Origin of the sequence: Elioraea thermophila (ex Habib et al. 2022) (assembly GCF_003336755.1) — a bacterium.
In the GTDB taxonomy this organism is placed as follows: Bacteria; Pseudomonadota; Alphaproteobacteria; order Acetobacterales; family Acetobacteraceae; genus Elioraea; species Elioraea thermophila.
The window spans coordinates 65,710-85,121 of record NZ_QMDI01000005.1 but is presented as its reverse complement, the minus strand read 5'-3'; the positions used below and the strand labels follow the sequence as shown (position 1 = coordinate 85,121).

At 71.7% G+C, this 19,412-nt stretch carries 19 protein-coding genes; 8 read left to right on the top strand and 11 right to left on the bottom strand.

All coding sequences use genetic code 11. The features are described from left to right. Positions 1-6 precede the first annotated feature (6 nt). Complete coding sequence (locus DWB05_RS08580) at positions 7-1,164, top strand: MBL fold metallo-hydrolase (RefSeq protein WP_114376793.1); 1,158 nt, start codon at positions 7-9, stop codon at positions 1,162-1,164. 72 nt (positions 1,165-1,236) lie between these two features. Here the strand turns inward: DWB05_RS08580 and DWB05_RS08575 are convergent, their stop codons facing one another. The 5 genes from DWB05_RS08575 to DWB05_RS08555 all read right to left on the bottom strand — a co-directional run bounded on the left by DWB05_RS08575 (position 1,237) and on the right by DWB05_RS08555 (position 7,639). After that, entirely contained in the window at positions 1,237-3,279 is a 2,043-nt protein-coding gene (locus tag DWB05_RS08575) for a PhoX family protein (protein ID WP_114376792.1), read from the bottom strand. Positions 3,280-3,381: 102 nt separating this feature from the next. Beyond that, positions 3,382-4,266, bottom strand: a complete 885-nt coding sequence (locus DWB05_RS08570) for an ABC transporter permease (protein WP_114376791.1) — start codon at positions 4,264-4,266, stop codon at positions 3,382-3,384. After that, positions 4,263-5,207: an ABC transporter permease gene (locus DWB05_RS08565; protein ID WP_114376790.1), complete on the bottom strand. Its 945-nt coding sequence runs from the start codon at positions 5,205-5,207 to the stop codon at positions 4,263-4,265. The genes DWB05_RS08570 and DWB05_RS08565 overlap by 4 nt, the downstream gene beginning before the upstream one ends. An 18-nt stretch (positions 5,208-5,225) precedes the next feature. Further along, entirely contained in the window at positions 5,226-6,923 is a 1,698-nt protein-coding gene (locus DWB05_RS08560; protein ID WP_232818472.1) for a peptide ABC transporter substrate-binding protein, read from the bottom strand. Next, on the bottom strand, positions 6,920-7,639 hold the full coding sequence (locus DWB05_RS08555; RefSeq protein WP_114376789.1) for an orotate phosphoribosyltransferase: 720 nt from the start codon (positions 7,637-7,639) through the stop codon (positions 6,920-6,922). Before DWB05_RS08555 ends, DWB05_RS08560 begins: the two co-directional genes overlap by 4 nt. A 69-nt stretch (positions 7,640-7,708) precedes the next feature. Here DWB05_RS08555 and DWB05_RS08550 point away from each other — a divergent pair, with 69 nt between their 5' ends. Continuing rightward, on the top strand, positions 7,709-8,677 hold the full coding sequence (locus DWB05_RS08550) for a mitochondrial fission ELM1 family protein (RefSeq protein ID WP_232818471.1): 969 nt from the start codon (positions 7,709-7,711) through the stop codon (positions 8,675-8,677). Here the strand turns inward: DWB05_RS08550 and DWB05_RS08545 are convergent, their stop codons facing one another. Further along, a complete protein-coding gene (locus DWB05_RS08545; RefSeq protein ID WP_114376788.1) occupies positions 8,678-9,367 on the bottom strand; it encodes a PEP-CTERM sorting domain-containing protein in 690 nt (229 codons plus the stop codon). Positions 9,368-9,626: 259 nt separating this feature from the next. Between DWB05_RS08545 and DWB05_RS08540 the strand changes: the two genes are divergently transcribed. From DWB05_RS08540 to DWB05_RS08515, 6 genes are all read left to right on the top strand, one after another. Next, entirely contained in the window at positions 9,627-10,190 is a 564-nt protein-coding gene (locus DWB05_RS08540; protein ID WP_198669115.1) for a thermonuclease family protein, read from the top strand. A 48-nt stretch (positions 10,191-10,238) separates the two neighbouring features. Continuing rightward, positions 10,239-11,144: a hydroxymethylglutaryl-CoA lyase gene (locus DWB05_RS08535; protein ID WP_114376787.1), complete on the top strand. Its 906-nt coding sequence runs from the start codon at positions 10,239-10,241 to the stop codon at positions 11,142-11,144. Then, positions 11,141-12,337 carry a CaiB/BaiF CoA transferase family protein gene (locus DWB05_RS08530; RefSeq protein WP_114376994.1) on the top strand — a complete coding sequence of 399 codons (1,197 nt, stop codon included), beginning with the start codon at positions 11,141-11,143 and terminating at the stop codon, positions 12,335-12,337. Before DWB05_RS08535 ends, DWB05_RS08530 begins: the two co-directional genes overlap by 4 nt. A gap of 62 nt (positions 12,338-12,399) precedes the next feature. Next, complete coding sequence (locus tag DWB05_RS08525) at positions 12,400-12,849, top strand: methylated-DNA--[protein]-cysteine S-methyltransferase (RefSeq protein WP_114376786.1); 450 nt, start codon at positions 12,400-12,402, stop codon at positions 12,847-12,849. A 28-nt stretch (positions 12,850-12,877) separates the two neighbouring features. Next, positions 12,878-13,855, top strand: coding sequence for a quinone oxidoreductase family protein (locus tag DWB05_RS08520; RefSeq protein WP_114376785.1), 978 nt, complete (start codon positions 12,878-12,880; stop codon positions 13,853-13,855). A 79-nt stretch (positions 13,856-13,934) separates the two neighbouring features. Beyond that, positions 13,935-14,510 (top strand): NADPH-dependent FMN reductase, encoded by a 576-nt coding sequence (locus tag DWB05_RS08515; protein WP_114376784.1) that lies wholly within the window; start codon positions 13,935-13,937, stop codon positions 14,508-14,510. Positions 14,511-14,517: 7 nt separating this feature from the next. Here DWB05_RS08515 and DWB05_RS08510 read toward each other — a convergent pair whose 3' ends face one another. The 5 genes from DWB05_RS08510 to DWB05_RS08490 all read right to left on the bottom strand — a co-directional run bounded on the left by DWB05_RS08510 (position 14,518) and on the right by DWB05_RS08490 (position 19,409). After that, positions 14,518-15,273, bottom strand: a complete 756-nt coding sequence (locus tag DWB05_RS08510; RefSeq protein ID WP_114376783.1) for a GNAT family N-acetyltransferase — start codon at positions 15,271-15,273, stop codon at positions 14,518-14,520. Next, the gene (locus tag DWB05_RS08505; RefSeq protein ID WP_114376782.1) at positions 15,270-15,845 is read right to left on the bottom strand and encodes an NnrU family protein; all 576 of its coding nucleotides are present in this window, start codon (positions 15,843-15,845) and stop codon (positions 15,270-15,272) included. Before DWB05_RS08505 ends, DWB05_RS08510 begins: the two co-directional genes overlap by 4 nt. A gap of 67 nt (positions 15,846-15,912) precedes the next feature. Then, positions 15,913-17,460, bottom strand: coding sequence for a glutamine-hydrolyzing GMP synthase (gene guaA, locus DWB05_RS08500; protein WP_114376781.1), 1,548 nt, complete (start codon positions 17,458-17,460; stop codon positions 15,913-15,915). Positions 17,461-17,526: 66 nt separating this feature from the next. Next, positions 17,527-18,099, bottom strand: a complete 573-nt coding sequence (locus DWB05_RS08495; protein ID WP_114376780.1) for a GNAT family N-acetyltransferase — start codon at positions 18,097-18,099, stop codon at positions 17,527-17,529. After that, positions 18,096-19,409, bottom strand: coding sequence for an RsmB/NOP family class I SAM-dependent RNA methyltransferase (locus DWB05_RS08490; protein ID WP_114376779.1), 1,314 nt, complete (start codon positions 19,407-19,409; stop codon positions 18,096-18,098). The genes DWB05_RS08495 and DWB05_RS08490 overlap by 4 nt, the downstream gene beginning before the upstream one ends. Positions 19,410-19,412: the final 3 nt, after the last annotated feature.

The following is a 19,412-nucleotide window of genomic DNA, read 5'->3' as shown; positions in this document are numbered from 1 at the left end:
GAGACGATGCCGTCGCAGAACGATCAGGCCGGCGTAGCCGCCACCACTACGCGGCGCCGCACGCTGGGCGCCGGCCTCGGTCTGTTCGGTGCGCTGGTGGGCGGAGGCTTCCTCTGCAGCCGCGTCGCCGCCGCACAGCCGATCCCGGCGGGCGGCGTGCCGGTGGTCGATCGCCTCGCCGTGCGAGTGGTGACGGACTCGTATCATCACGCCTTCGAACCAGCCCGCACGGTGCAAGGCGTGCGTGTGGAGCGTCTCGGCTTCGCCGTCGCCCCCGGCCGGCCGCCCAGGCACACGCTGCAGAACGAATGGGGGCTCTCCCTGTTCTGCGAGACGGAAGCCCGCGGCGAGCGGCGGAACATCCTGATCGACTTCGGCTACACGCCCGAGACGCTGCTCAACAACCTGATGCTGGCGCGAATCGACGCCGCCACCATCGACGCGCTGGTGCTCAGCCACGGGCACTACGACCATTTCGGCGGCTTGGTCGGTTTTCTCGAGGCGAATCGCGGCCGGCTGAAGCAAGGGCTGCCCTTCTATCTCGGTGGCGAGGAGTGCTTCTGCGTTCGCGAACTCAACGTGCCGGGCGAGGCAGGCAATTTCGGCGCCCTCGATCGTGAGGCGATGCTGGCGGCGGGGCTCGCCATCACGGTGGTGGACCGGCCCTCCCTCATCGCCGGCCACGGCTTCTCCGGCGGGCGGATCGCGGCCTCGTCGTTCGAGCGCGTGCTTTCCCCAACCCGAATGTACGTCGGCAAACAGGGTGCGTTCGGTTGCGCGCCGGAGGGGCTGTCGGAGGCGAAACGGACGCAAACCATCGTGCCCGACGATTTCGAGCACGAGGTCTCCACCGCCTTCCTGGTGCGGGACCGGGGCCTCGTCGTGCTGACCTCCTGCGGCCATCGCGGCGTGGTCAACTCCGTCCGTTCCGCCATGGCGGCCGCCGGCACCGACCGCCTGCACGCCGTGATGGGCGGCTTCCACCTCGCGCCATTCCCGCTCGACTACCAACGCCGCACCCTCGAGGAACTGAAGGCGCTGAAGCCCGATCTCCTGGTGCCGATGCACTGCTCGGGCGAGGCCTTCATCGCCATGGTGCAGGCGGAAATGCCGGAGAACTTCGTCCGCTCCTCCACCGGCACGCGCTTCGTGTTCGGCGCCTGAGGGGTCGGCGGAACGCGAAGGGGCTCCGCCCTTGCGGACGGAGCCCCCGTTGCGTTGCCGAAGGCGACGGCGTCAGGTGCCGATGAAGCCGCCGTCGTCCTTGGTGATCACCACGGTGGCCGAACGCGGCACGCCCTGCCCGTCCGGCCAGCGGCTGCGGATCTTCCCCTCCGCATACTCGTCGGCCGAGGTGTTGGCGCCCGGGTGCTGGACGTTGATGAACATCGTCCGCCGATCGGGCGTGGTCACGACGCCGGTGATCTCCTGGCCGATGGGCCCGGTGAGGAAGCGCTTGATCTCGCCGGTGATCGGGTCCGCGGCCAGCATCTGATTGTTGCCGAACACCGCGTGCGGTCCGCGGTTCTGCTCGCTCTCGCCGATGTCGGTCTGGATCCAGAGCCGGCCGGCGGAGTCGAACCACAGCCCGTCGGGGCAGGCGAAGATGTTGTCCTGGGTCAGCCGCGCCCCCGAGGCCGTGCGGCTCTCCTCGGCGGGGCCGGCGATGACGAACAGATCCCAGGTGAAGCGCGTCGAGGTGTGGTCGTCGTTCTCCTCGCGCCAGCGGATGATGTGGCCGAAGAGGTTGCGCGCCCGCGGGTTGGCTGCGTCCACCTGCTGTTCGGTGCGGCGCGAGTTGTTGGTCAGCGTGAAGTAGACGCGGCCGTCGCGCGGATCGACCGCGCCCCACTCCGGCCGGTCCATCTTCGTCGCCCCCGCCCGGTCGGCGGCGGCACGGGTGTTGACCAGGATCTCGGCGAGCGACCCGAAGCCGTTCTCGGGGGTGAGGCCGTTCACCCCGGGCTTCAGCGCCAGCCACTCGCCGGTGCCGTCGGCGTTGAACTTCGCCGCATAGAGCGTGCCCTCATCGAGCAGCGACCCGTTCGCCGTCGCCGCATGGTAGGGCTTGGCCGAGACGAACTTGTAGATGTACTCGAAGCGCGCATCGTCGCCCGAGTAGCACACCACCGGCTTGCCCTCCTTCACCGGGGCGAAGATCACGCCCTCATGGGCGAAGCGGCCGAGATGCGTGCGCTTGACCGGCACGCTGTTCGGATCCCACGGATTGATCTCCACCACCCAGCCGAAGGCGTTGGGTTCGTTGCGATAGTCCTGGGTCGGGTTCTCGCCGCGGGCGGTGGCGTCGAAGCGGACGAACTCGTCGCGGCCCGAGGCGGCGAGCTCCCACGCATAGCGCGACCGCTCCGTGCGCACGCCGTAGCGGGCGTGCTCGCGCGGCAAATCGGGCTTCTGGTCCACTATGGTGCCGTTGCGGAAGTAGCCGGCCCAATTCTCCTCGCAGGTGAGGTAGGTGTTCCACGGCGTGACGCCGTGCGCGCAGTTGTTCAGCGTGCCGCGGACGCGCGTGCCGTCCGGGCTGAACTTCGTGCGCACGAACTCGGTGCCGCGCACGGGGCCGCCGATCTCCATCACGGTCAGCCCCGTGATGCGGCGGTTGCGCGGATCATCCACGATCTTCCAGCTGCCGTCCGCCTGCTTGGCGATGCGCACGATGGTGACGCCGTGCGCGTTGATCTCCTTCAGCACCTCGTCGTCGTCGCGCTTGCCGTCGCGGATCACCACCGCGTCGGTCGCGATCTTCTGCCCGGCGTACTTCGCGGCGTGCAGGTAGCGCGGCTCGACGTACTCGTGGTTCATCACGAGCAGGCCGTCGGTCGAGGAGCCCTCGTAAGGCGAGCGGCCCTCGATCGGGAAGAAGTGCATGCCGTCATGGTGCATGCCGATCTGCTGCGCCTGATCCGCCCCCGTGTTGGTCGGCGCGAAGGCGGGGCCCGTGCTGCGGATCGGCTCGCCCCAGGCGCAGATCGCGCGCGCGGTGTAGCCAGGCGGAACGACCAGCGTGTCCTTGTCGCTCACGGGGATGGCGGCGAAGCCGAGCATCTTCTCGGCTGGGCCGATGGAGGTGGCGGCGGAGGCCAAGCTTTCGCCCGGGCGGACGAACATGGCGCCAAGGGCAGTGGCGAGCCCTCCCAGCAGCGCGCCGCGGCGCGAAAGCCGCGCCTCCAGGATCTCGCCGAAGGTCGGGTTGGCCGAATGGTTGGACAGGGGCTCATCGCCCTCGCCGGCGTCGTGCAGCACGAAGCTCTGCTCGGTCATCGATCGCTCCCTTGAACAACTTGGCCGCAACCTCCTGGCGGTCGCGCCTCGTTCACCGACTAGACGCGCCCTCGCCCCTCGTGGGCGAATTTTCGATGACAGTCAGCCGCGCCGCGCCTCGGCCTTCGGGTCCAGCGCATCGGCCAGCGCGTCGCCGGCGAAGTTCGTCGCCACCACGGTGACGAAGATGGCGAGCCCAGGCCACACCGCGGCCATGGGCGCGGAGAAGACGAGGTCCTGCGCGTTGGCGAGCATCGCCCCCCACGAGGCGGCCGGCGGCTGGATCCCCAAACCGAGGAAGGAGAGTACGGATTCGAGCAGGATCACCGCCCCGATGGAGAGGGTGGTCGCCACCGCGACGTGCCCGGCGAGATTGGGCACCACATGGCGAGCGAGGAGACGCGCGGGCGACACGCCGAGGGCGATGGCGGCGCGCGCATAGTCCATGCGCAGGATGGAGAGCGCCGCCGCGCGCGTGATGCGCGCCACCTTCACCCAGCCGAACAGGGCGACGATGACGATGATGCGCGCGAGATCGGCGGCGAGCGCCCCGCGCGGCAGGCCGATGCGCGCGGGGTCGACCGCGGCGAGCACGATCAGCAAGGGGAGCGCAGGCAGCGCGACGAGGCCGTCGGCCAGCCGCATCAGCACCGCGTCGACCAGGCCGCCCCACCAGGCGGCGGCAAGCCCCACCGCAAGCCCGATGAGCGCGGAGGCGAGCGCGCCACCCAAGCCCACCGCGAGCGATACGCGCGCGCCGTAGAGAAGGCGCAGCAAGAGGTCGCGCCCCAACTCGTCCGTGCCCAACGGGTGTTCGGCGGAAGGCGGGGCGAAGCGCTTGAACAGGTCGGGTGCGAACGGATCATGCCCCATCGCTTCGGCGAGGATCGGTGCGGCGAGCGCGGCGGCGAGGAGCGCGACGAGGACGAGGGCGGAGAAGGCCCCCGCGCGATGGGCGAGGAACCGGGAGAGCGCGCGGCCGCTCATCGCCTGAGCCTCGGGTCGAGGGCGAGCTGGATCAGGTCGGCGGCGAGCGAGGCGGCCAGCGTGACGAGGGCGGCGAGCAGGAGCGCGAGCAGCGCGACGTTGTAGTCGTTGCCGAGGATGGCGTCGTACAGGAGCTTGCCCATCCCAGGCCAGGCGAACACGGTTTCCACCACGAGCGCACCGGAGACGAGCGTGGCGAAATCCAGCGCAGCGACGGTGACGATCGGGATCGCCGCGTTCGGCAGGGCGTGACGCAGCAGCACGCGCGAAGGCGGCGCCCCCTTGGCGCGTGCGGTGCGGATCCAGGGCTCGCCCAGCGCTTCGATCATCGCCGCCCGGGTCTGGCGCGCATAGGCGGCAAGGCCAAGGGTGGTGAGGGTGAGTGAGGGCAGCGCGAGGTGGCGAAGCCAGGCGGAGAGGGTGGGTTCCGGCGGCGGCCCGCCCGCCGGCAGCCAACCGAGCACGACGGCGAACAGGATGATCAGCAGGATGGCGAGCCAGAAGCTCGGCATGGCGATGCCGGCGAAGGCGACGGCATTGATGATCGCGTCGACCGCGCCGCGCGGGCGCCGCGCGGCCAGGATGCCGAGCGCGATGCCGATCGCGGCCGAAGCGAGCGTGGTGGGCAGGAGGAGAGCGAGCGAGTTGACGAGGGCGGCGGCGAGCACCTCCTGCGCCGGGGCGGCGAACAGGCGCGAGAAGCCGAACTCGCCGGCGAGCGCCGAGACGGCCCAGGCGAGATAGCGCTCGAGGAGCGGGCGATCGAGTCCGTGCAGCGCACGCAACCGCTCCGCGTCCGCCGCGGAAAGGCGCGGGTCGGAGGCGATGGCGAGGTCGATCGGATCGCCCGGCATCAGCCCGATCAGGGCGTAGGCGGCGAAGGACAGGAGGACGACGGTGACGGCGGCCTGAACCAGACGGGCGCCGACCAGCCGCAGCATCGTTTCAGGAGCGGGTCATCATGGCGCCACGCGCCACGCCTCGACCCACAGCGAGGAGGGCGCGAGATGCCCCGTCGGCCGCACGCCCTCGAGCCAGCGCGGCCAGATATGCGCATCCGCGCGGAAGAAGAGCGGGATCACCGGGATCTCGGTGGCGTAGATCTCCTGCACCCGCCGCCACAGCGGGCGGCGCGCCTCGGGCTCGAGCGTGATCGGCAGGCGTTCGAGCAACTCGTCCATCTCCGCGTGGCGGAAGCCCGTGTAGTTCTGCCCCGCCCAGTTGCGCGCCTCCGTCGGGATCTCGGTCGAATGGAGGATGGTGCGCGGCACGTTCTCGGGCGAAGAGATCCAGGCGAACAGCGCCATGCCCTGGAAGCGGCGGCGCGAGAGGGTCTCGCCGAAGAAGACGCGCGGCGGTTCGTTGCGGATGCGCACCTCGACGCCGACCGCGCGCCACATCCCCTGCAGCACCTGCTGCACGAGCTCGCGCGAGCGGTTGCCGGCGGTGGTCATCAGTTCAAGCGAAAGCCGTTCGCCTGTCGCGTTGCGGCGGATGCCGTCGGGGCCGGGGCGCCAGCCCGCCTCCTCCAGCAGGCGTCGCGCTCCTTCGGGGTCGAAGGGAATGCGCGGCACGGTGGGGTCGTGCATGCGATCGAGCGGGTTGACGAAGGAGTGCGCCACCGGCACGCGGCCTTCGAACAGCCTCTGCACGATCTGGTCGCGGTCGATCGCGCGCACCAGCGCCTCGCGCACGCGCCGATCGGAGAGTGCCGGCAGGTCGAGGTTGAGGTCGATGTGCTCGTAGACGAGCCCGGGCTGGATGTGGAAGCGGAAGCGGGTCGCGGCACGGCGTTCGAGGGCGAGCGCCTGATCGAGCGGAAGCCCCAGTTCGCCCGCGATCATGTCCACTTGGCCCGCGAGCAGGTTCGCCTCCAGCGCGGCGGTGTTCTCCACCGTGCGGATGACGATGCGCCGGAAGGCGGGCTCGCGCCCGCGCCAGGCCGGGTTGCGCTCGAGCGTGACCGAGGCGCCGGCTTGGGTGGCAACCACGCGGTAGGGCCCGGACCACAGTCCAGGCCGCGCCGGTTCGCGGTCATACAGCGTGCGGGTGCGGTAGGCGCGCGGATCCGCCTGCCAGATCGCGCGCTCGAGATGCGCAGGCAGGGGACGAAGCTCGTTGATCGCGTTGTACTCGAAGGTGAGCTTGTCGAAATGGAGTGTGAAGGTCCGCGCATCGATCACCGTGATCCGGTGCAGCGAGCGGTAGAGCTCGGCGGGCCCGATCCCCGTGGCCGCCTCGCGCCCCGCTTCCCAGGCGAACAGGATGTCTTCGGTGGTGATCGGCGTGCCGTCGCCCCAGGCGGAATCGGCGCGCAAGCGGTAGGTGACGGCGATGCCCGGGTTGCCGTTCGGCGCCATCTCCGGCACCGCATCGCCGTTCTCGATCGTCGGCAGGCGCTCGCAGAGCATGCAGACGACCTTCCACTCCGCGTCGTGCACGGTGATCGGGCGCAGCGTGAAACCGTGCACGTAGGACTTCGCCGCCATCGATTCGATGGAGGGATGAAGGGTGGAAGGATACTGGGTGATGCCGATGGTGAGCGTGTCGCGCGCGAGGGGCGTGGCGGGAGCGGCGAGCGCGAGACCGACCGCGAGGGCGGCGAGGGCGCGACGCGGGGCGCGGAGGATCGCGCGCAGGGTGGCGCGCGCGCTCACGCCTCCTCCTTCGCCGCCGCCTCCTCCGGCGCCCCGATGCCGCCATGCGCCTTCGACCACGCCACCGGGTCGTCGAGGAAGCGGCGCACCTCGGCGAGTGCCGAGTCGGAGAAGTAAGGATGCGTGCGGCAGACCTCGAGCACGTCCCACCAGGTGCAGAGGTGATGCAGCCCGATGTCCATCCGCCGCAGTGTCTCGAAACTGCCGGGGAAGACCCCGTAGAAGAACACGACGAAGGTGTGGTGGACGATCGCGCCCGCGTCGCGCAGCGCGGTGCAGAAGCGGATCTTCGACTGCCCGTCGGTGGTGAGGTCCTCCACCAGAAGCGTGCGCTGGCCCGCCGGCACGTCGCCCTCGATCAGCGCGTTGCGCCCGAAGCCCTTCGCCTTCTTGCGCACGTAGATCATGGGCAGTTGCAGGCGATCGGCGATCCAGGCGGCGAAGGGAATGCCGGCCGTTTCGCCGCCGGCGATGACGTCGAAGGCCTCGTAGCCGACGTGGCGGCCGATCTTCTCGGCGGCGAGTTCGCAGATCTTGGCCCGCGCGCGGGGGAAGAAGATGATCTTGCGGCAGTCGATGTAGACGGGGGATTTCCAGCCCGAGGTGAAGGTGTAGGGCTCCTCGGGGCGGAAGTTCACGGCCTTGATGTCGAGGAGCGCGCGGGCGGTGATGCGCGCGGCGTCGCGGTCCCAGTCGGAGGTGTGGCGGTCGGACATGCGAACTCCCTGCGAGGGCCTCACCGTTCGTAGCCCCGCGCGGGCGGGCGCACAACGCCGAGGCGCCGGGTGAGCGCGAGTAAGGCCGTGGCCGAGGCGGCGGGGACGGACGCGGCATCGGTGTGGGTGCTGGCCGACCCGCGGCCCGGCACGGCGAACCAGGCCTTGGGCATCGCCGAACGGCTCGGCGTGCCGGTGCGCGTGGTGCCGCTCGCTTGGGGGCCGCTTGCGCGCCTCCCCTGGCCCTGGCCGACGCTGGCGGGGCTCGGCCCCGCCGCGCGCGCGCTCCTGCGTCCGCCTTGGCCCCGGGTCGTGATCTCGGCCGGGCGACGGTCCGCCCCCATCGCGCTGTGGCTGAAGCAGCACGGCGCGCGGGCGGTGCACGCGATGCGGCCGGGCTTCGGCGCATCCTCCTTCGACCTGCTCGTGCTCGGCCAGCACGACCGCCCGCCGCAAGCGCCGAATGTGATCGCGATCCTCGGCGCCTGCCACCGCCTGTCGCCCGCCGTGCTGGCGGCGGCGCGCACGCGGTGGTGCGATCTCCCGACACTGCCCTCGCCGCGGGTGGCGGTGCTGGTTGGGGGGCCCGTTCGCGGCCAGAGGATGGCGGACGCCGAGGCGCGGGGCCTGATCCGCGCCGTGCGCGATCGCTTCCCCGGCGGGTCGTTCCTGGTCAGCACCAGCCGGCGCACGGGGAGGCACGCCTCAGCCGCGATCGCCGAGGCGCTCGCCGGCGTGCCGCACCGCCTGTTCCGCTGGGGAGACGCGGGCGAGAACCCCTACGCGGGGTTCCTCGCTTGGGCGGAGGCGATCGTGGTCACCGCCGACTCGGTCTCCATGCTGGCCGAGGCCTGCGCGACCGCCGCCCCCGTGTTCGTCGCGGGCGACGCGGCCGGGCGGCACGCGCGGCTGGTGGCGAGCCTGGTCGCGGCGGGGAGGGTGGCGCGGCTCGGCGAGCCCGCCCCGTCTGCGGTGGTGCCGATCGACGAGGCGGGGCGGGTGGCGGCGGAGATCCGCGCGCGGGGCTGGCTCGGCTGATCAGGCCCGCGCGGGGGCGGCGCGGCGCAGCGCGGCGAGGGCAACCAGCCCCAGGCCGAGCAGAGCGAGTGCCGCCGGCTCCGGCACCTCGACCGTGACCGCGCGCAGGAAGACGTTGTCGACGTCGAGGACCAGGCGGTTGTCCGCCGTCGCGTTCTGCACGCTGATGGTGAGCAGCAGGCTCGCCGGCCCGGGGCCGGCGTAAGCGAGGGTGCCGGAGAGCGGGATCCAGGCGGTGAAGGAGAAGCCGGCGAAGCCGGAGATGGTGAACTGGCTGGCGAGCGCGTTCGGGTCGAAGCCGAGGGTCACCGAAGGCCCTCCACCCTGCACGGTGAGCGAGATCTGCCCCTGCGTGAAGTTGCCGGCGGCGGGCAGGACGGTCGCGTAGGAGAACACCGCGCCGAACGCGAAGGTGCCGGGGCCGGGCACGGTGACCGCCCGGCTGAGGCTTGCGCTGCCGATGCCCGTGTTGGGCAGCGAGGCATCGTTCAGCGTAGCGATCCTGCTTCCACCGCCAGGTGCGCAACCAGGCGGGATCCCCGCGCATGAAATGTCGAACACGTTCCCGCTCGTCGTCCATCCCGTCAGCCCGCTTTCGAACCCCGGGTTGATCAGCAGGTTGGCCTGGGCCGGGGCGGCGGCCAGGGCGGCGAGCCCCAGGGCGGCGGCGAAGGGCAGGGTGCGGGTCATGGGTCTCCTTTCGGGTCGGCCGCGTGCGGCGGGTTGCGGCGCGAGGCCGAGCAATTCCGGAGCCAAAATGGCAAGTGTCTGACACAATACGATTTTTCGTTACGATATCAGGCCGCGTCATCGAACCGTCAAGTTTTTCGACACCCCACGCATGGACGATTCCACGCGGTCATTCACCCCGTGCCTAACCCGTCGCCGCTTGCCTTCCGCTCTCCCGAACGCGGTCGCCCGACTCGACGGCGTCGGCTAGGAGGGAACGATGTGGTCGCGCCGTCGCAGCAGCCCGTGGTGGTGGCATCGCGGCAAGCGACGCCGCGCCCTCGGCGCGATCGTCGCCCTGTTCGCCGCTGCTTCCCTGGCCGGGGTGTGGCTGACCAGCCGGGTGCCCGCCCGGCTCGGCACCGAGGGGATGGACGGCACCGTGCAGGGCCCTGCCCGCGTGCATGACGGCGACACGCTGACCATCGCCGGCAGACGGATCCGCCTGCACGGCGTGGACGCGCCGGAGCTCGACCAGAGCTGCCTCCGCGACGGGGTCGCCTGGGCTTGCGGGCGCGAGGCGGCGTTCGCGCTTGCCCAGCGCGTCGCCGGCCGCCTCGTCTCGTGCCGCGGTGTTACGACCGATCGCTTCGGTCGCCTGGTCGCACTCTGCACGGTGGATGGCGAAAACCTCAACCGCTGGCTGGTGCGCGAGGGGTGGGCAGTCGCGTATCGGCGCTATTCGGACGCCTATGTCGTCGACGAGTGGATTGCCCGCTGGCACGGGCGCGGGCTTTGGGCCGGCAGCTTCGACCCGCCTGAACATTGGCGGCAGGGGCGTTGACCGCAACCCGGTCCGGCCCGATGGTCCCGGCGCAAAGGCGAGCGAGGGATGAGCGAGCGCGACGTCACCATCTGCGAGGTCGGGCCCCGGGACGGGTTGCAGAACGCGCGCGGGCGGATGACGACCGCGGACAAGATCCGCTGGATCGCCGCACTCGCCGAAGCCGGCCTGCCGGAGATCGAGGTCGGCTCCTTCGTCCGCCCCGACCTCGTCCCCGCCATGGCCGACACGGCCGAGGTGGTGGCGGCGGCGAAGCGTATAGAAGGCGTCTCGATCGTCGTGCTGGTGCCCAACCGCAAGGGGGCGGAACGGGCGCTCGCCGCTGGGGCGCGCAAGCTCACCGTGCCCGTCTCCGCCTCGCGCGCGCACAGCCGCGCCAACATCCGCATGGAGCCCGAGCAGGCGGTGGCGCAGGTGGCGGAGATCCTCGCCCTCGCCCGCGACGCCGACCCGCCGGCCGAGGTCGCGGTCGGCATCTCCACGGCCTTCGGCTGCACGCTGCAGGGCACGGTGCCGGAAGGGGACGTGGTGCGGCTCGCCGAAGCCCTGGCCGAAGCCGGGGTGGAGGAGATCGGGCTCGCCGACACGGTGGGCCACGCCAACCCCGCCCAGGTGAAGCGGCTCGTCCGCGCGGTGCGCGCGGGCGTGGGCGAACGCCTCGTCGGGCTCCACTTGCACGACACGCGCGGCCGGGGGCTCGCCAACGCCGTTGCCGGCCTGGAGGAGGGCATCCGCGCCTTCGATTCCTCCCTCGCCGGGCTCGGCGGCTGCCCCTTCGCGCCGGGGGCTTCGGGCAACGTGGCGACCGAGGATCTCGTCTGGATGTTCGAGGACATGGGACTGCGCACGGGGGTGGATCTCGATCGGCTGCTCGCCGCCCGCGCCATCCTGGCGGAAGCCCTGCCGGGCGAGCCCCTGCACGGCCACCTCGCCCGCGTGCGGTGCGCGGCATGAGCGCGAAACCCCTCGCGGGCCTGCGCGTGGTCGAGATGACGCACATGGTGATGGGCCCGACTTGCGGCATGATCCTCGCCGATCTCGGCGCCGATGTGATCAAGGTCGAACCGCCCGAAGGCGACAACACGCGTCGCCTCACCGGGCCCGGGATCGGCTTCGCGACGGTGTTCAACCGCAACAAGCGCAGCCTGGCGATCGATCTCAAGGACGGCCGCGGCCGCGAGGCCGTGCTGCGGCTGATCGACCGGGCGGACGTGTTCAGCGAGAATTTCCGCCCCGGCGCGCTCGATCGTCTCGGCTTCGGCCGCGACGCGCTCGCCGCCCGCAACCCGCGCCTGATCTACGTCTCGCACAAGGGGTTCCAGGACGGGCCCTATGCGCATCGCGTGGCGCTCGATGAGGTGGTGCAGATGATGGGCGGGCTCGCCTGGATGACGGGGCCGCCCGGTCAGCCGCTGCGCGCGGGCTCCTCCGTCAACGACATCATGGGGGGCATGTTCGGCGCGATCGGCGTGCTCGCCGCGCTCGAGGAGCGGCACCGCACCGGGCGCGGCAGCCACGTCGTCGCCTCGCTCTACGAGAACACCGTGCTCCTGATGGCCCAGCACATGGCGCAGCACGCGATCACCGGCCGGCCTCTGCAGCCGATGTCGGTGCGCAACCCGACCTGGGGTGTGTACGACATCATCGACACCGCCGACGGCGAGCGCGTCTTCGTCGGCGTGGTGACGGACACGCAATGGGGCGCGTTCTGCGCCGCCTTCGGCTACGACGACCTCGCCGCCGACGCACGGCTTGCCACCAACAACGGCCGGGTGGCCGAACGCGCTTGGCTGATCCCGGAACTTGCGCGTCGGCTCGGCGCCCTCGATGCCGCGACACTCTGCGCGCGCTTCGAGGCGATCGGGCTTCCCTTCGCCCCGATCGTGCGGCCCGAACAGCTGTTCGACGACCCCCATCTCAACGCCTCGGGCGGGCTTCTTCCCATCACGCTCCCCGACGGGCGGACGGCGAAACTGCCCGCCCTGCCGCTCGCCCTCGACGGGGCAAGGCCCGGGCTAGACCGACAGCCGCCGGAGGTGGGCGAGCACGGCCGCGCCGTACTGGCCGAAGCAGGCCTCACGGAGGCCGAGATCGACGCCCTCGTCGCCGCCGGGGTGGTCCGGCTGCCCCAGCCCGCCCCGGCTTGACTCCCCCCCAGGCCCCCTCCGACAACGCTTCCCATGCCGGGACACTTGCCGGACCTCGCCCCGTGCCGCAGCTCGCCCTGACCACGCCGCTCGGCGAGATCACGCTTTCGGAGGAGGATGGCGCCGTCGTCTCGCTGGATTGGGGGCGCGGGCGCGATCGCACCGCGACACCCTTGCTCGCGCGCGTGGCGGATCGGCTTCAGGCCTATTTCGACGGCGAGGCGGTGACGTTCGACGACCTGCCGCTGGCACCCTCCGGCACCCCCTTCCAGCGCCGGGTCTGGCAGGCGCTGCGGAGGATCCCGCGCGGCACCACCCGCGGCTACGGCGAGCTCGCGCGCGCGCTCGCCACCTCGCCGCGCGCCATCGGGGGGGCTTGCGCGCGCAACCCGATCCCTATCCTCATACCCTGTCATCGCGTCGTCTCCGCCGACGGGGCCCTTGCCGGCTACTCGGGCGGAGAGGGGACGGAGACGAAACTGTACCTCCTTCGCCTCGAAGGCGCGCTCTGAGACCATCCACGTCCGAAGGACACGAGGGATGCCCCACGCCATCCGGATCCATGAGCACGGCGGCCCTGAGGTGCTGCGCTGGGAGGAGGTGCCCACCCCGGCACCCGGCCCCGGCGAGGCGCTGGTTCGCCACGCCGCGGTGGGCCTCAACTACATCGACGTCTACTTCCGCACCGGCCTCTACAAGCCGCCCGGGCTTCCTTGCGTCATCGGCATGGAAGGGGCGGGCACAGTGGAGGCGGTGGGGCCCGGCGTGACCGAGGTGGCACCCGGCGACCGCGTCGCCTACGCCTCCGCCCCCATCGGCGCCTATGCCGAGCTGCGCACCATCAAGGCGGACCGTCTGGTGAAACTCCCCGACGACATCGGCTTCGAGACCGCGGCAGCGATGATGCTGCAGGGGATGACGGCGGAGTACCTGCTGCGCCGCACCTACGCGGTGAAGCCGGGGCAGACCATCCTGATCCACGCCGCCGCGGGCGGGGTGGGGCTGATCATGTGCCAGTGGGCGAAGCAGCTCGGCGCCACCGTGATCGGCACCGTGGGCTCCGACGCGAAGGCGGAGATCGCCCGCGCGCATGGCTGCGACCACCCGATCGTCTACACGCGCGAGGATTTCGTCGCCCGGGTGAAGGAGATCACGGAGGGCAGGATGCTGCCCGTGGTCTACGACAGCGTGGGCCGCGAGACCTTCCTGAAGTCTTTGGACTGTCTCGCGCCGTTGGGCCTGCTCGTCTCCTTCGGCAATGCCTCCGGCGCGGTGCCGCCCTTCGACATCGGGCTGCTGGCCGCCAAGGGCTCGCTCTTCCTCACCCGGCCTACGCTCGTCACCTACACCGCCAAGCGCGAGGACCTGGTCGCCTCGGCGGAGGCGCTGTTCGCGGTGGTGCGCTCGGGGGCGGTGAAGATCGAGGTGAACCAGCGCTTCGCGCTGAAGGACGCGGCGGAGGCGCACCGCGCCCTCGAGGGGCGGCGCACGACGGGTTCGACCATCCTCTTGCCGTAACGACCGATCCGGGCTTGCCGGGGGCGTGCTGCGCCCCATCTCCCGGCGCGTTCTTCCTCCACCCTGCCAGAGGTCCAGCATGGCCGATCGCTACACCGTCGCCGCGCTCTGCGGCTCGCTCCGCCGCGAGTCCTGGAACCGCAAGCTGCTCGCCGCGACCGCGTCGCTCGCTTCGCCGAGGCTCGCGATCACGGAAGTGCCGATCCGCGACCTCCCGCATTTCGACGAGGATCTCGAGCGCGAGCCCTGGCCGGCCGCGGTGCTCGCGTTCGGCGAGGCGGTGCGGCGGGCCGATGCGGTGATGATCGTCACCCCCGAATACAACGCCGGCATTCCGGGGCCGCTGAAGAACGCGATCGACTGGCTTTCGCGCGCCACCCCCGCGGGCCCCGCGCCGATCGCCGGCAAGCCCGTCGCCATCCTCGGCACCTCGCCCGGCATGCTGGGCACGGCGCGGGCGCAGTCGCAGCTCAGGCTGATCCTGCAAAACCTCTCTCTTCCCGTGCTGCCGGGGCCGAACGTGTTCGTCTCCAACGCGGCCGCGCGCTTCGGGGCGGACGGGTCGATCACCGACGAGGCGACGCGGGCGATGGTGGAGACGATGCTCGACCGCTTCGTCGCCTGGATCGCGCAACTCGCGCCCAAGCCGGCCTGAGAGGGCGTCAGGCGCGCGTGCGCAGGCCGTAGCGATAGGCCTCGCGGAAGCCGAGGCGGCGAAAGAGGGCGAGCGAGGCGTCGTTCGCCGTCTCCACCTGCACGAAGCCCCACCTCGCCCCTTCCGCGCGCGCCCAGCCGAAGCCCGCCAGCACGACGCGCCGGGCAAGCCCCTGGCCGCGGCAGGAGGGCAACGTGGCGAGCCAGGCGAGGCCCGCATGCACCCCGTCCGTCGCGACGAAGCCCGTCGCGGCGACCCGCCGCCCGGAGCGGACGGAAATCCAGGCATCGGGCACCAGCAGCAGCGAGGGGGCGGCGCGGAGCTCGGCCATCCGGGCGGGCGAGCGGTCGGCCGCTTCCTCGTTGGCGGCGAACCACGCCTCGTCCGGTTCCTCGGCGATCTCGGCCGGCCCGTCGGGCAGCGGCAGCGTGTCGAGCGGGGCGGCGAGCACCACCACCTCCTCGTCGCGCGCATAGCCGCGAGCCATCAGCGCATGGTCGAGGCCGGGCGGCGAGAGGGGCGTGAGGCGAAACCGGGCGGGAAAGCCCAGCCGATCGTACCAGGCCTCGATGCGCGCGACCCGGCTCGGCAGGTCCTGCCGATCGTCGGGATCGAGCCAGGTGGCGCAGTTCAGCCGCGAGGAGCCGCCGGCGGCGGCGCGCACCACCGCGCTGCCGAGGAACGCGACGCGCGAAGCCGGGAGCGTGGTCAGGAGCGCGCGCTCGAGCGCGACCGGGGCGGGGAGGGCGCAGGGTTCGGTCACGCGAACACGCCCACGCCGAACAGCCAGCGATGCAGCCCGCCGACGAACGCCACCCAAACGAGGCTGCCCACCCCGACGGCGATCCAGTCGCCCCTGTTCCAGCCGGTGCGCAAGCGGACCGTTCCGCCCTCGCGACGCTTCACCGCGATTCGGTCGTAGATCGCCCAGGCGAGGAAGGTGCCGAACAGGATCACCGAACCGAGATCGCCGTTGGCGAGCAGGTGCGCGAAGGCCCAGAGCTTCACCCCCGTCAGCATCGGGTGTTGCGTCGCACCCTTGATGAGCCCGGCCGGCGCATAGGCGGCGGCGAGCAGCACCATCGCCGGCAGGAGCAGGAGTGTGGCGGCATGGCGCACGCCGACCGGCGGGTCCCACAGCGGGATGTAGCCCTCGGCGCGGTAGCTGCCGAAGCCCCAGACGATGAGCACGAGCCCCGCGAGGGAGACGAGGCTGTGCACGATCTTGTACGGGCCCTCGCCCAGCCGGGCGACGAGCCGCGCGCGGGCCTCGCGGAAGGTGGTGACGGTGTGGGCGGCGAAGAAGACGATCAGGCCGAGGACAAGGAGGGCCATCGCGGTCTCCGGATCAGCGTTCCGCCCCGGTGCTGCCAGCGCGCGGCGGCGCGTGCAACCGCGGCGCTCACTCCCACTCGATGGTGCCGGGCGGCTTGGAGGTGATGTCGTAGGTGACGCGGTTGACCCCGCGCACCTCGTTGACGATGCGGTTCGCCACCCGCAGCAGGAATCCCATGTCGAAGGGGTAGACGTCGGCCGTCATGCCGTCGGTGCTGGTCACCGCGCGCAGCGCCACCGCCTGGTCGTAGGTGCGCCCATCCCCCATCACGCCCACCGTGCGCACGGGCAGAAGCACGGCGAAGGCCTGCCAGATCGCGTCGTAGAGCCCGGCGGCGCGGATCTCCTCGAGGAAGATCGCATCCACCTTGCGCAAGCGGTCGAGCTTCTCGCGCGTCACTTCGCCGGGGATGCGGATGGCAAGACCCGGCCCGGGGAAGGGGTGGCGGCCGACGATGCTCTCGGGGAGGCCGAGTTCACGCCCGAGCGCGCGCACCTCGTCCTTGAACAGCTCGCGCAGCGGCTCGACGAGGCGAAGGTTCATCCGCTCGGGCAGGCCGCCCACGTTGTGGTGGCTCTTGATGGTGGCGGAAGGCCCGCCGGTGGCGGAGACGCTCTCGATCACGTCCGGATAAAGCGTGCCTTGCGCGAGGAACTCGGCCCCGCCCAACTTGGCGGCCTCCTCCTCGAACACCTCGACGAACAGCCGGCCGATCGTCTTGCGCTTCTCCTCCGGGTCCGTCACCCCGGCCAGGGCGGCGAGGAAGAGATCGGACGCGTCGCGATGGATGAGGCGGATGTTGAAGCGGTCGCGGAAGGTGCGCACCACCTCCTCCGCCTCACCCGCGCGCATCAGGCCGTGATCGACGAAGATGCAGGTGAGGGCATCCCCCACCGCCTCGTGGATCAGCACCGCCGCCACGGAGGAATCCACCCCGCCCGAAAGGCCACACACCACGCGGCCCTGGCCGACCTGGCGGCGGATGCGCTCGATGGCGGAGGCGCGGAAATTCGCCATCGTCCAATCGCCCCGACAGCCGGCGACCGCATGGGTGAAGTTGCGCAACAGCGCCGCCCCATGCGGGGTGTGCACCACCTCGGGGTGGAACTGCACGCCGTAGAAGCGGCGCTGATCGTCCGCGATGGCGGCGAAGGGTGCCCCTTCGCTCACCCCCACGACGCGGAAGCCGGGGGGCAGGCGGGTGACGCGATCGCCATGGCTCATCCACACCGGCTCGCGCGCGCCCTTCTCCCAGACGCCGTGGAAGAGGGCGCAATCGTCCACCACATCGAGCCAGGCGCGGCCGAACTCGCGATGGTCCGAGGTCGCGACCTCGCCGCCCAGCTGCGCGACCATGGTCTGCTGGCCGTAGCAGATCCCCAAGACGGGAACGTCGAGCTCGAACACGATCGGGGGCGCGCGCGGGCTTTCGCCTTCGGTGACGGACGCGGGGCCCCCCGAGAGGATGATGGCGCGGGGCGCGAAGTCGGCGATGCGCTCGGGCGGGGCATGGTACGGCCAGATCTCGCAATAGACGCCGGATTCGCGCACGCGCCGGGCGATCAGCTGCGTGACCTGGCTGCCGAAATCGAGGATGAGGACGCGCTCCGTCATGCGCGAGGCATAGCGGATCGCGGCCTGCGCGTCAGGGGCGCCGCCGCCCCTCGCTCGGCCTCGCGCTCAGCGCTCGGCGGTCGGTTCCGTGGCGGCGAGCAGCGCCCCGATCGGCTCCCAGAGATAGGCGGTCTGCACGACGGCCCGGCCGCCGACGGCGATGGTCTGCTCCGCCACCGCCCGTCCGCCGAGGCGGCGGTAGAACCAGCGCGAGGGGTTCTCCTTCAGCACCCACAGCACGACGGAGCGGCAGCCGACCACGTTCAGGTGCGCCGCGAGCGCGCGCATCAGGCGGCGCCCCACCCCGCGCTCGCGCCAGTCGTCGGCCACGTAGAGGGTCTCGATCTCGCCCGCGTCGCGGCGTGTGCCGTCGCGCAAGCGGCCCCCCGAAGCGAAACCGACCACCGTGGGGGAGAGCGGGTCGGGGGAGTCGGAACCGGTGGCGACGGCGACGAAGGTCGCATGCCCCGCCGGAGGGGCGACCAGGCTGCGTCGCCAGAGCAGGGTCTGGCGGTCGACCGAGAGGCCTGCGAGGTAGCTGTCGGGCAGGATGCCCGGATAGGCGCTGCGCCAAGTGGCGACATGCACGGCCGCGATCGCCTCGGCATCGGCGGGGCGGGCGCGGCGGATGGCGATCACGGCGCTTGCTCCGCGCGGATCAGCGCGGCGGCGAAGAAGCCGTCGGTGCCGTGCCGGCCGGGGGTGAGGGCGAGGAAGGGACCGTCGCCGGGCAGGAAACCGAGGCCCGCGCGCGCCCGAAGCGCAGCGAGCGGCAAGAGCCGGAAGCTCGGGTTTCGCTCCAGGAACGACCTCACCTGCGCCTCGTTCTCCTCCTCGAGCACCGAGCAGGTAGCGTAGACCAGAACGCCGCCCGGTTTCACCAGGGTCGATGCACGAGCGAGGATTTCCCGCTGGCGAAGGAGGAGCTCGTCGAGATCCTCCCGCGCGAGGCGAAGCCGCGCATCGGGCTTGCGCCGCCAGGTGCCGCTGCCGGTGCATGGTGCGTCCACCAGCACGCGGTCGAAGGAGCCTCGCGCGCGTTTGATCCACTTCTCGCCCGGCGCGATGAGGCGACGTTCGACGTTGCTCACGCCGGCGCGACGAAGCCTTCGCACGGCGGCTTCCAGACGGTGGGCGGAGACGTCGGCGGCGATGATCGCGCCGCGGTTCGCCATCATCGCCGCCAGCGCCAGCGTCTTGCCGCCGGCGCCGGCGCAGAAGTCGCACACGCGCATCCCCGGCCGCGCATCGAGGATCGCGGCGACGAGCTGGCTGCCTTCGTCCTGGATCTCGATCAGACCGTCGCGGAAGGCGCGCGTGGCGGTGATCGGGGCACGAGAGGGCGCGCGCAGGCCCCAGGGCGAGAACGGCGTGGGTTCGGTCGCGATTCCCTCCGCCGCCAGGGTGTCGCGAGCGGCCTCGCGCGTGATCTTCAGCGTGTTGACGCGAAGGTCGGTGGGGGCGGGGCGATCGAGCGCCGCGAGTTCCTCGGCAAGAAGGGGGCCGAAGCGGGCGGCGAGCAAGGGGAGGAGCCAGGCGGGCACGCCGAGGCGCACGGCCTCCGGCATGGCGGGGTCGTCGAGGCGGCGGTCGGCGAGCCGGCGCAGCGCGAGGCGTTCCTCGTCCGAAAGCGGTTGGGGCCCGTGGCGCGCGCCGGAAAAGAGCCCGGCCGCGGCATCGGCGCTCATCCCCTCCGCCAGGGTGAGGGCCGCGAGCATCATCAGCCGCGGGGTGGCGGGCGCGCCGATCGCCGCGAGGTGCCAAGCCAGCCGCGGGGCGGCGCGCAGCATGGCCCAGAGGCGTTCGGCGATGGCGCGGCGATCGCCGGCGCCGATGTAGCGGCGGGACTTGAAGAAGGCGTCGGCGACGCGATCGGCCGGGACGTCGGGGTGCGCCTCGACCTCGGCCCAGAGATCGATTCCCGCCTGGATCCGCGCGGCCGGGGTCACGCG

Excerpts from the sequence above, each read along its gene's own strand:
- DWB05_RS08570 (WP_114376791.1), bottom strand. The coding sequence starts at position 4,266 with ATGAGCGGCCGCGCGCTCTCCCGGTTCCTCGCCCATCGCGCGGGGGCC.
- DWB05_RS08575 (WP_114376792.1), bottom strand. The coding sequence starts at position 3,279 with ATGACCGAGCAGAGCTTCGTGCTGCACGACGCCGGCGAGGGCGATGAG.
- DWB05_RS08515 (WP_114376784.1), top strand. The coding sequence starts at position 13,935 with ATGGCCGATCGCTACACCGTCGCCGCGCTCTGCGGCTCGCTCCGCCGC.
- DWB05_RS08540 (WP_198669115.1), top strand. The coding sequence starts at position 9,627 with ATGTGGTCGCGCCGTCGCAGCAGCCCGTGGTGGTGGCATCGCGGCAAG.
- guaA (WP_114376781.1), bottom strand. The coding sequence starts at position 17,460 with ATGACGGAGCGCGTCCTCATCCTCGATTTCGGCAGCCAGGTCACGCAG.
- DWB05_RS08530 (WP_114376994.1), top strand. The coding sequence starts at position 11,141 with ATGAGCGCGAAACCCCTCGCGGGCCTGCGCGTGGTCGAGATGACGCAC.
- DWB05_RS08505 (WP_114376782.1), bottom strand. The coding sequence starts at position 15,845 with ATGGCCCTCCTTGTCCTCGGCCTGATCGTCTTCTTCGCCGCCCACACC.
- DWB05_RS08555 (WP_114376789.1), bottom strand. The coding sequence starts at position 7,639 with ATGTCCGACCGCCACACCTCCGACTGGGACCGCGACGCCGCGCGCATC.
- DWB05_RS08565 (WP_114376790.1), bottom strand. The coding sequence starts at position 5,207 with ATGCTGCGGCTGGTCGGCGCCCGTCTGGTTCAGGCCGCCGTCACCGTC.
- DWB05_RS08580 (WP_114376793.1), top strand. The coding sequence starts at position 7 with ATGCCGTCGCAGAACGATCAGGCCGGCGTAGCCGCCACCACTACGCGG.
- DWB05_RS08520 (WP_114376785.1), top strand. The coding sequence starts at position 12,878 with ATGCCCCACGCCATCCGGATCCATGAGCACGGCGGCCCTGAGGTGCTG.
- DWB05_RS08535 (WP_114376787.1), top strand. The coding sequence starts at position 10,239 with ATGAGCGAGCGCGACGTCACCATCTGCGAGGTCGGGCCCCGGGACGGG.
- DWB05_RS08545 (WP_114376788.1), bottom strand. The coding sequence starts at position 9,367 with ATGACCCGCACCCTGCCCTTCGCCGCCGCCCTGGGGCTCGCCGCCCTG.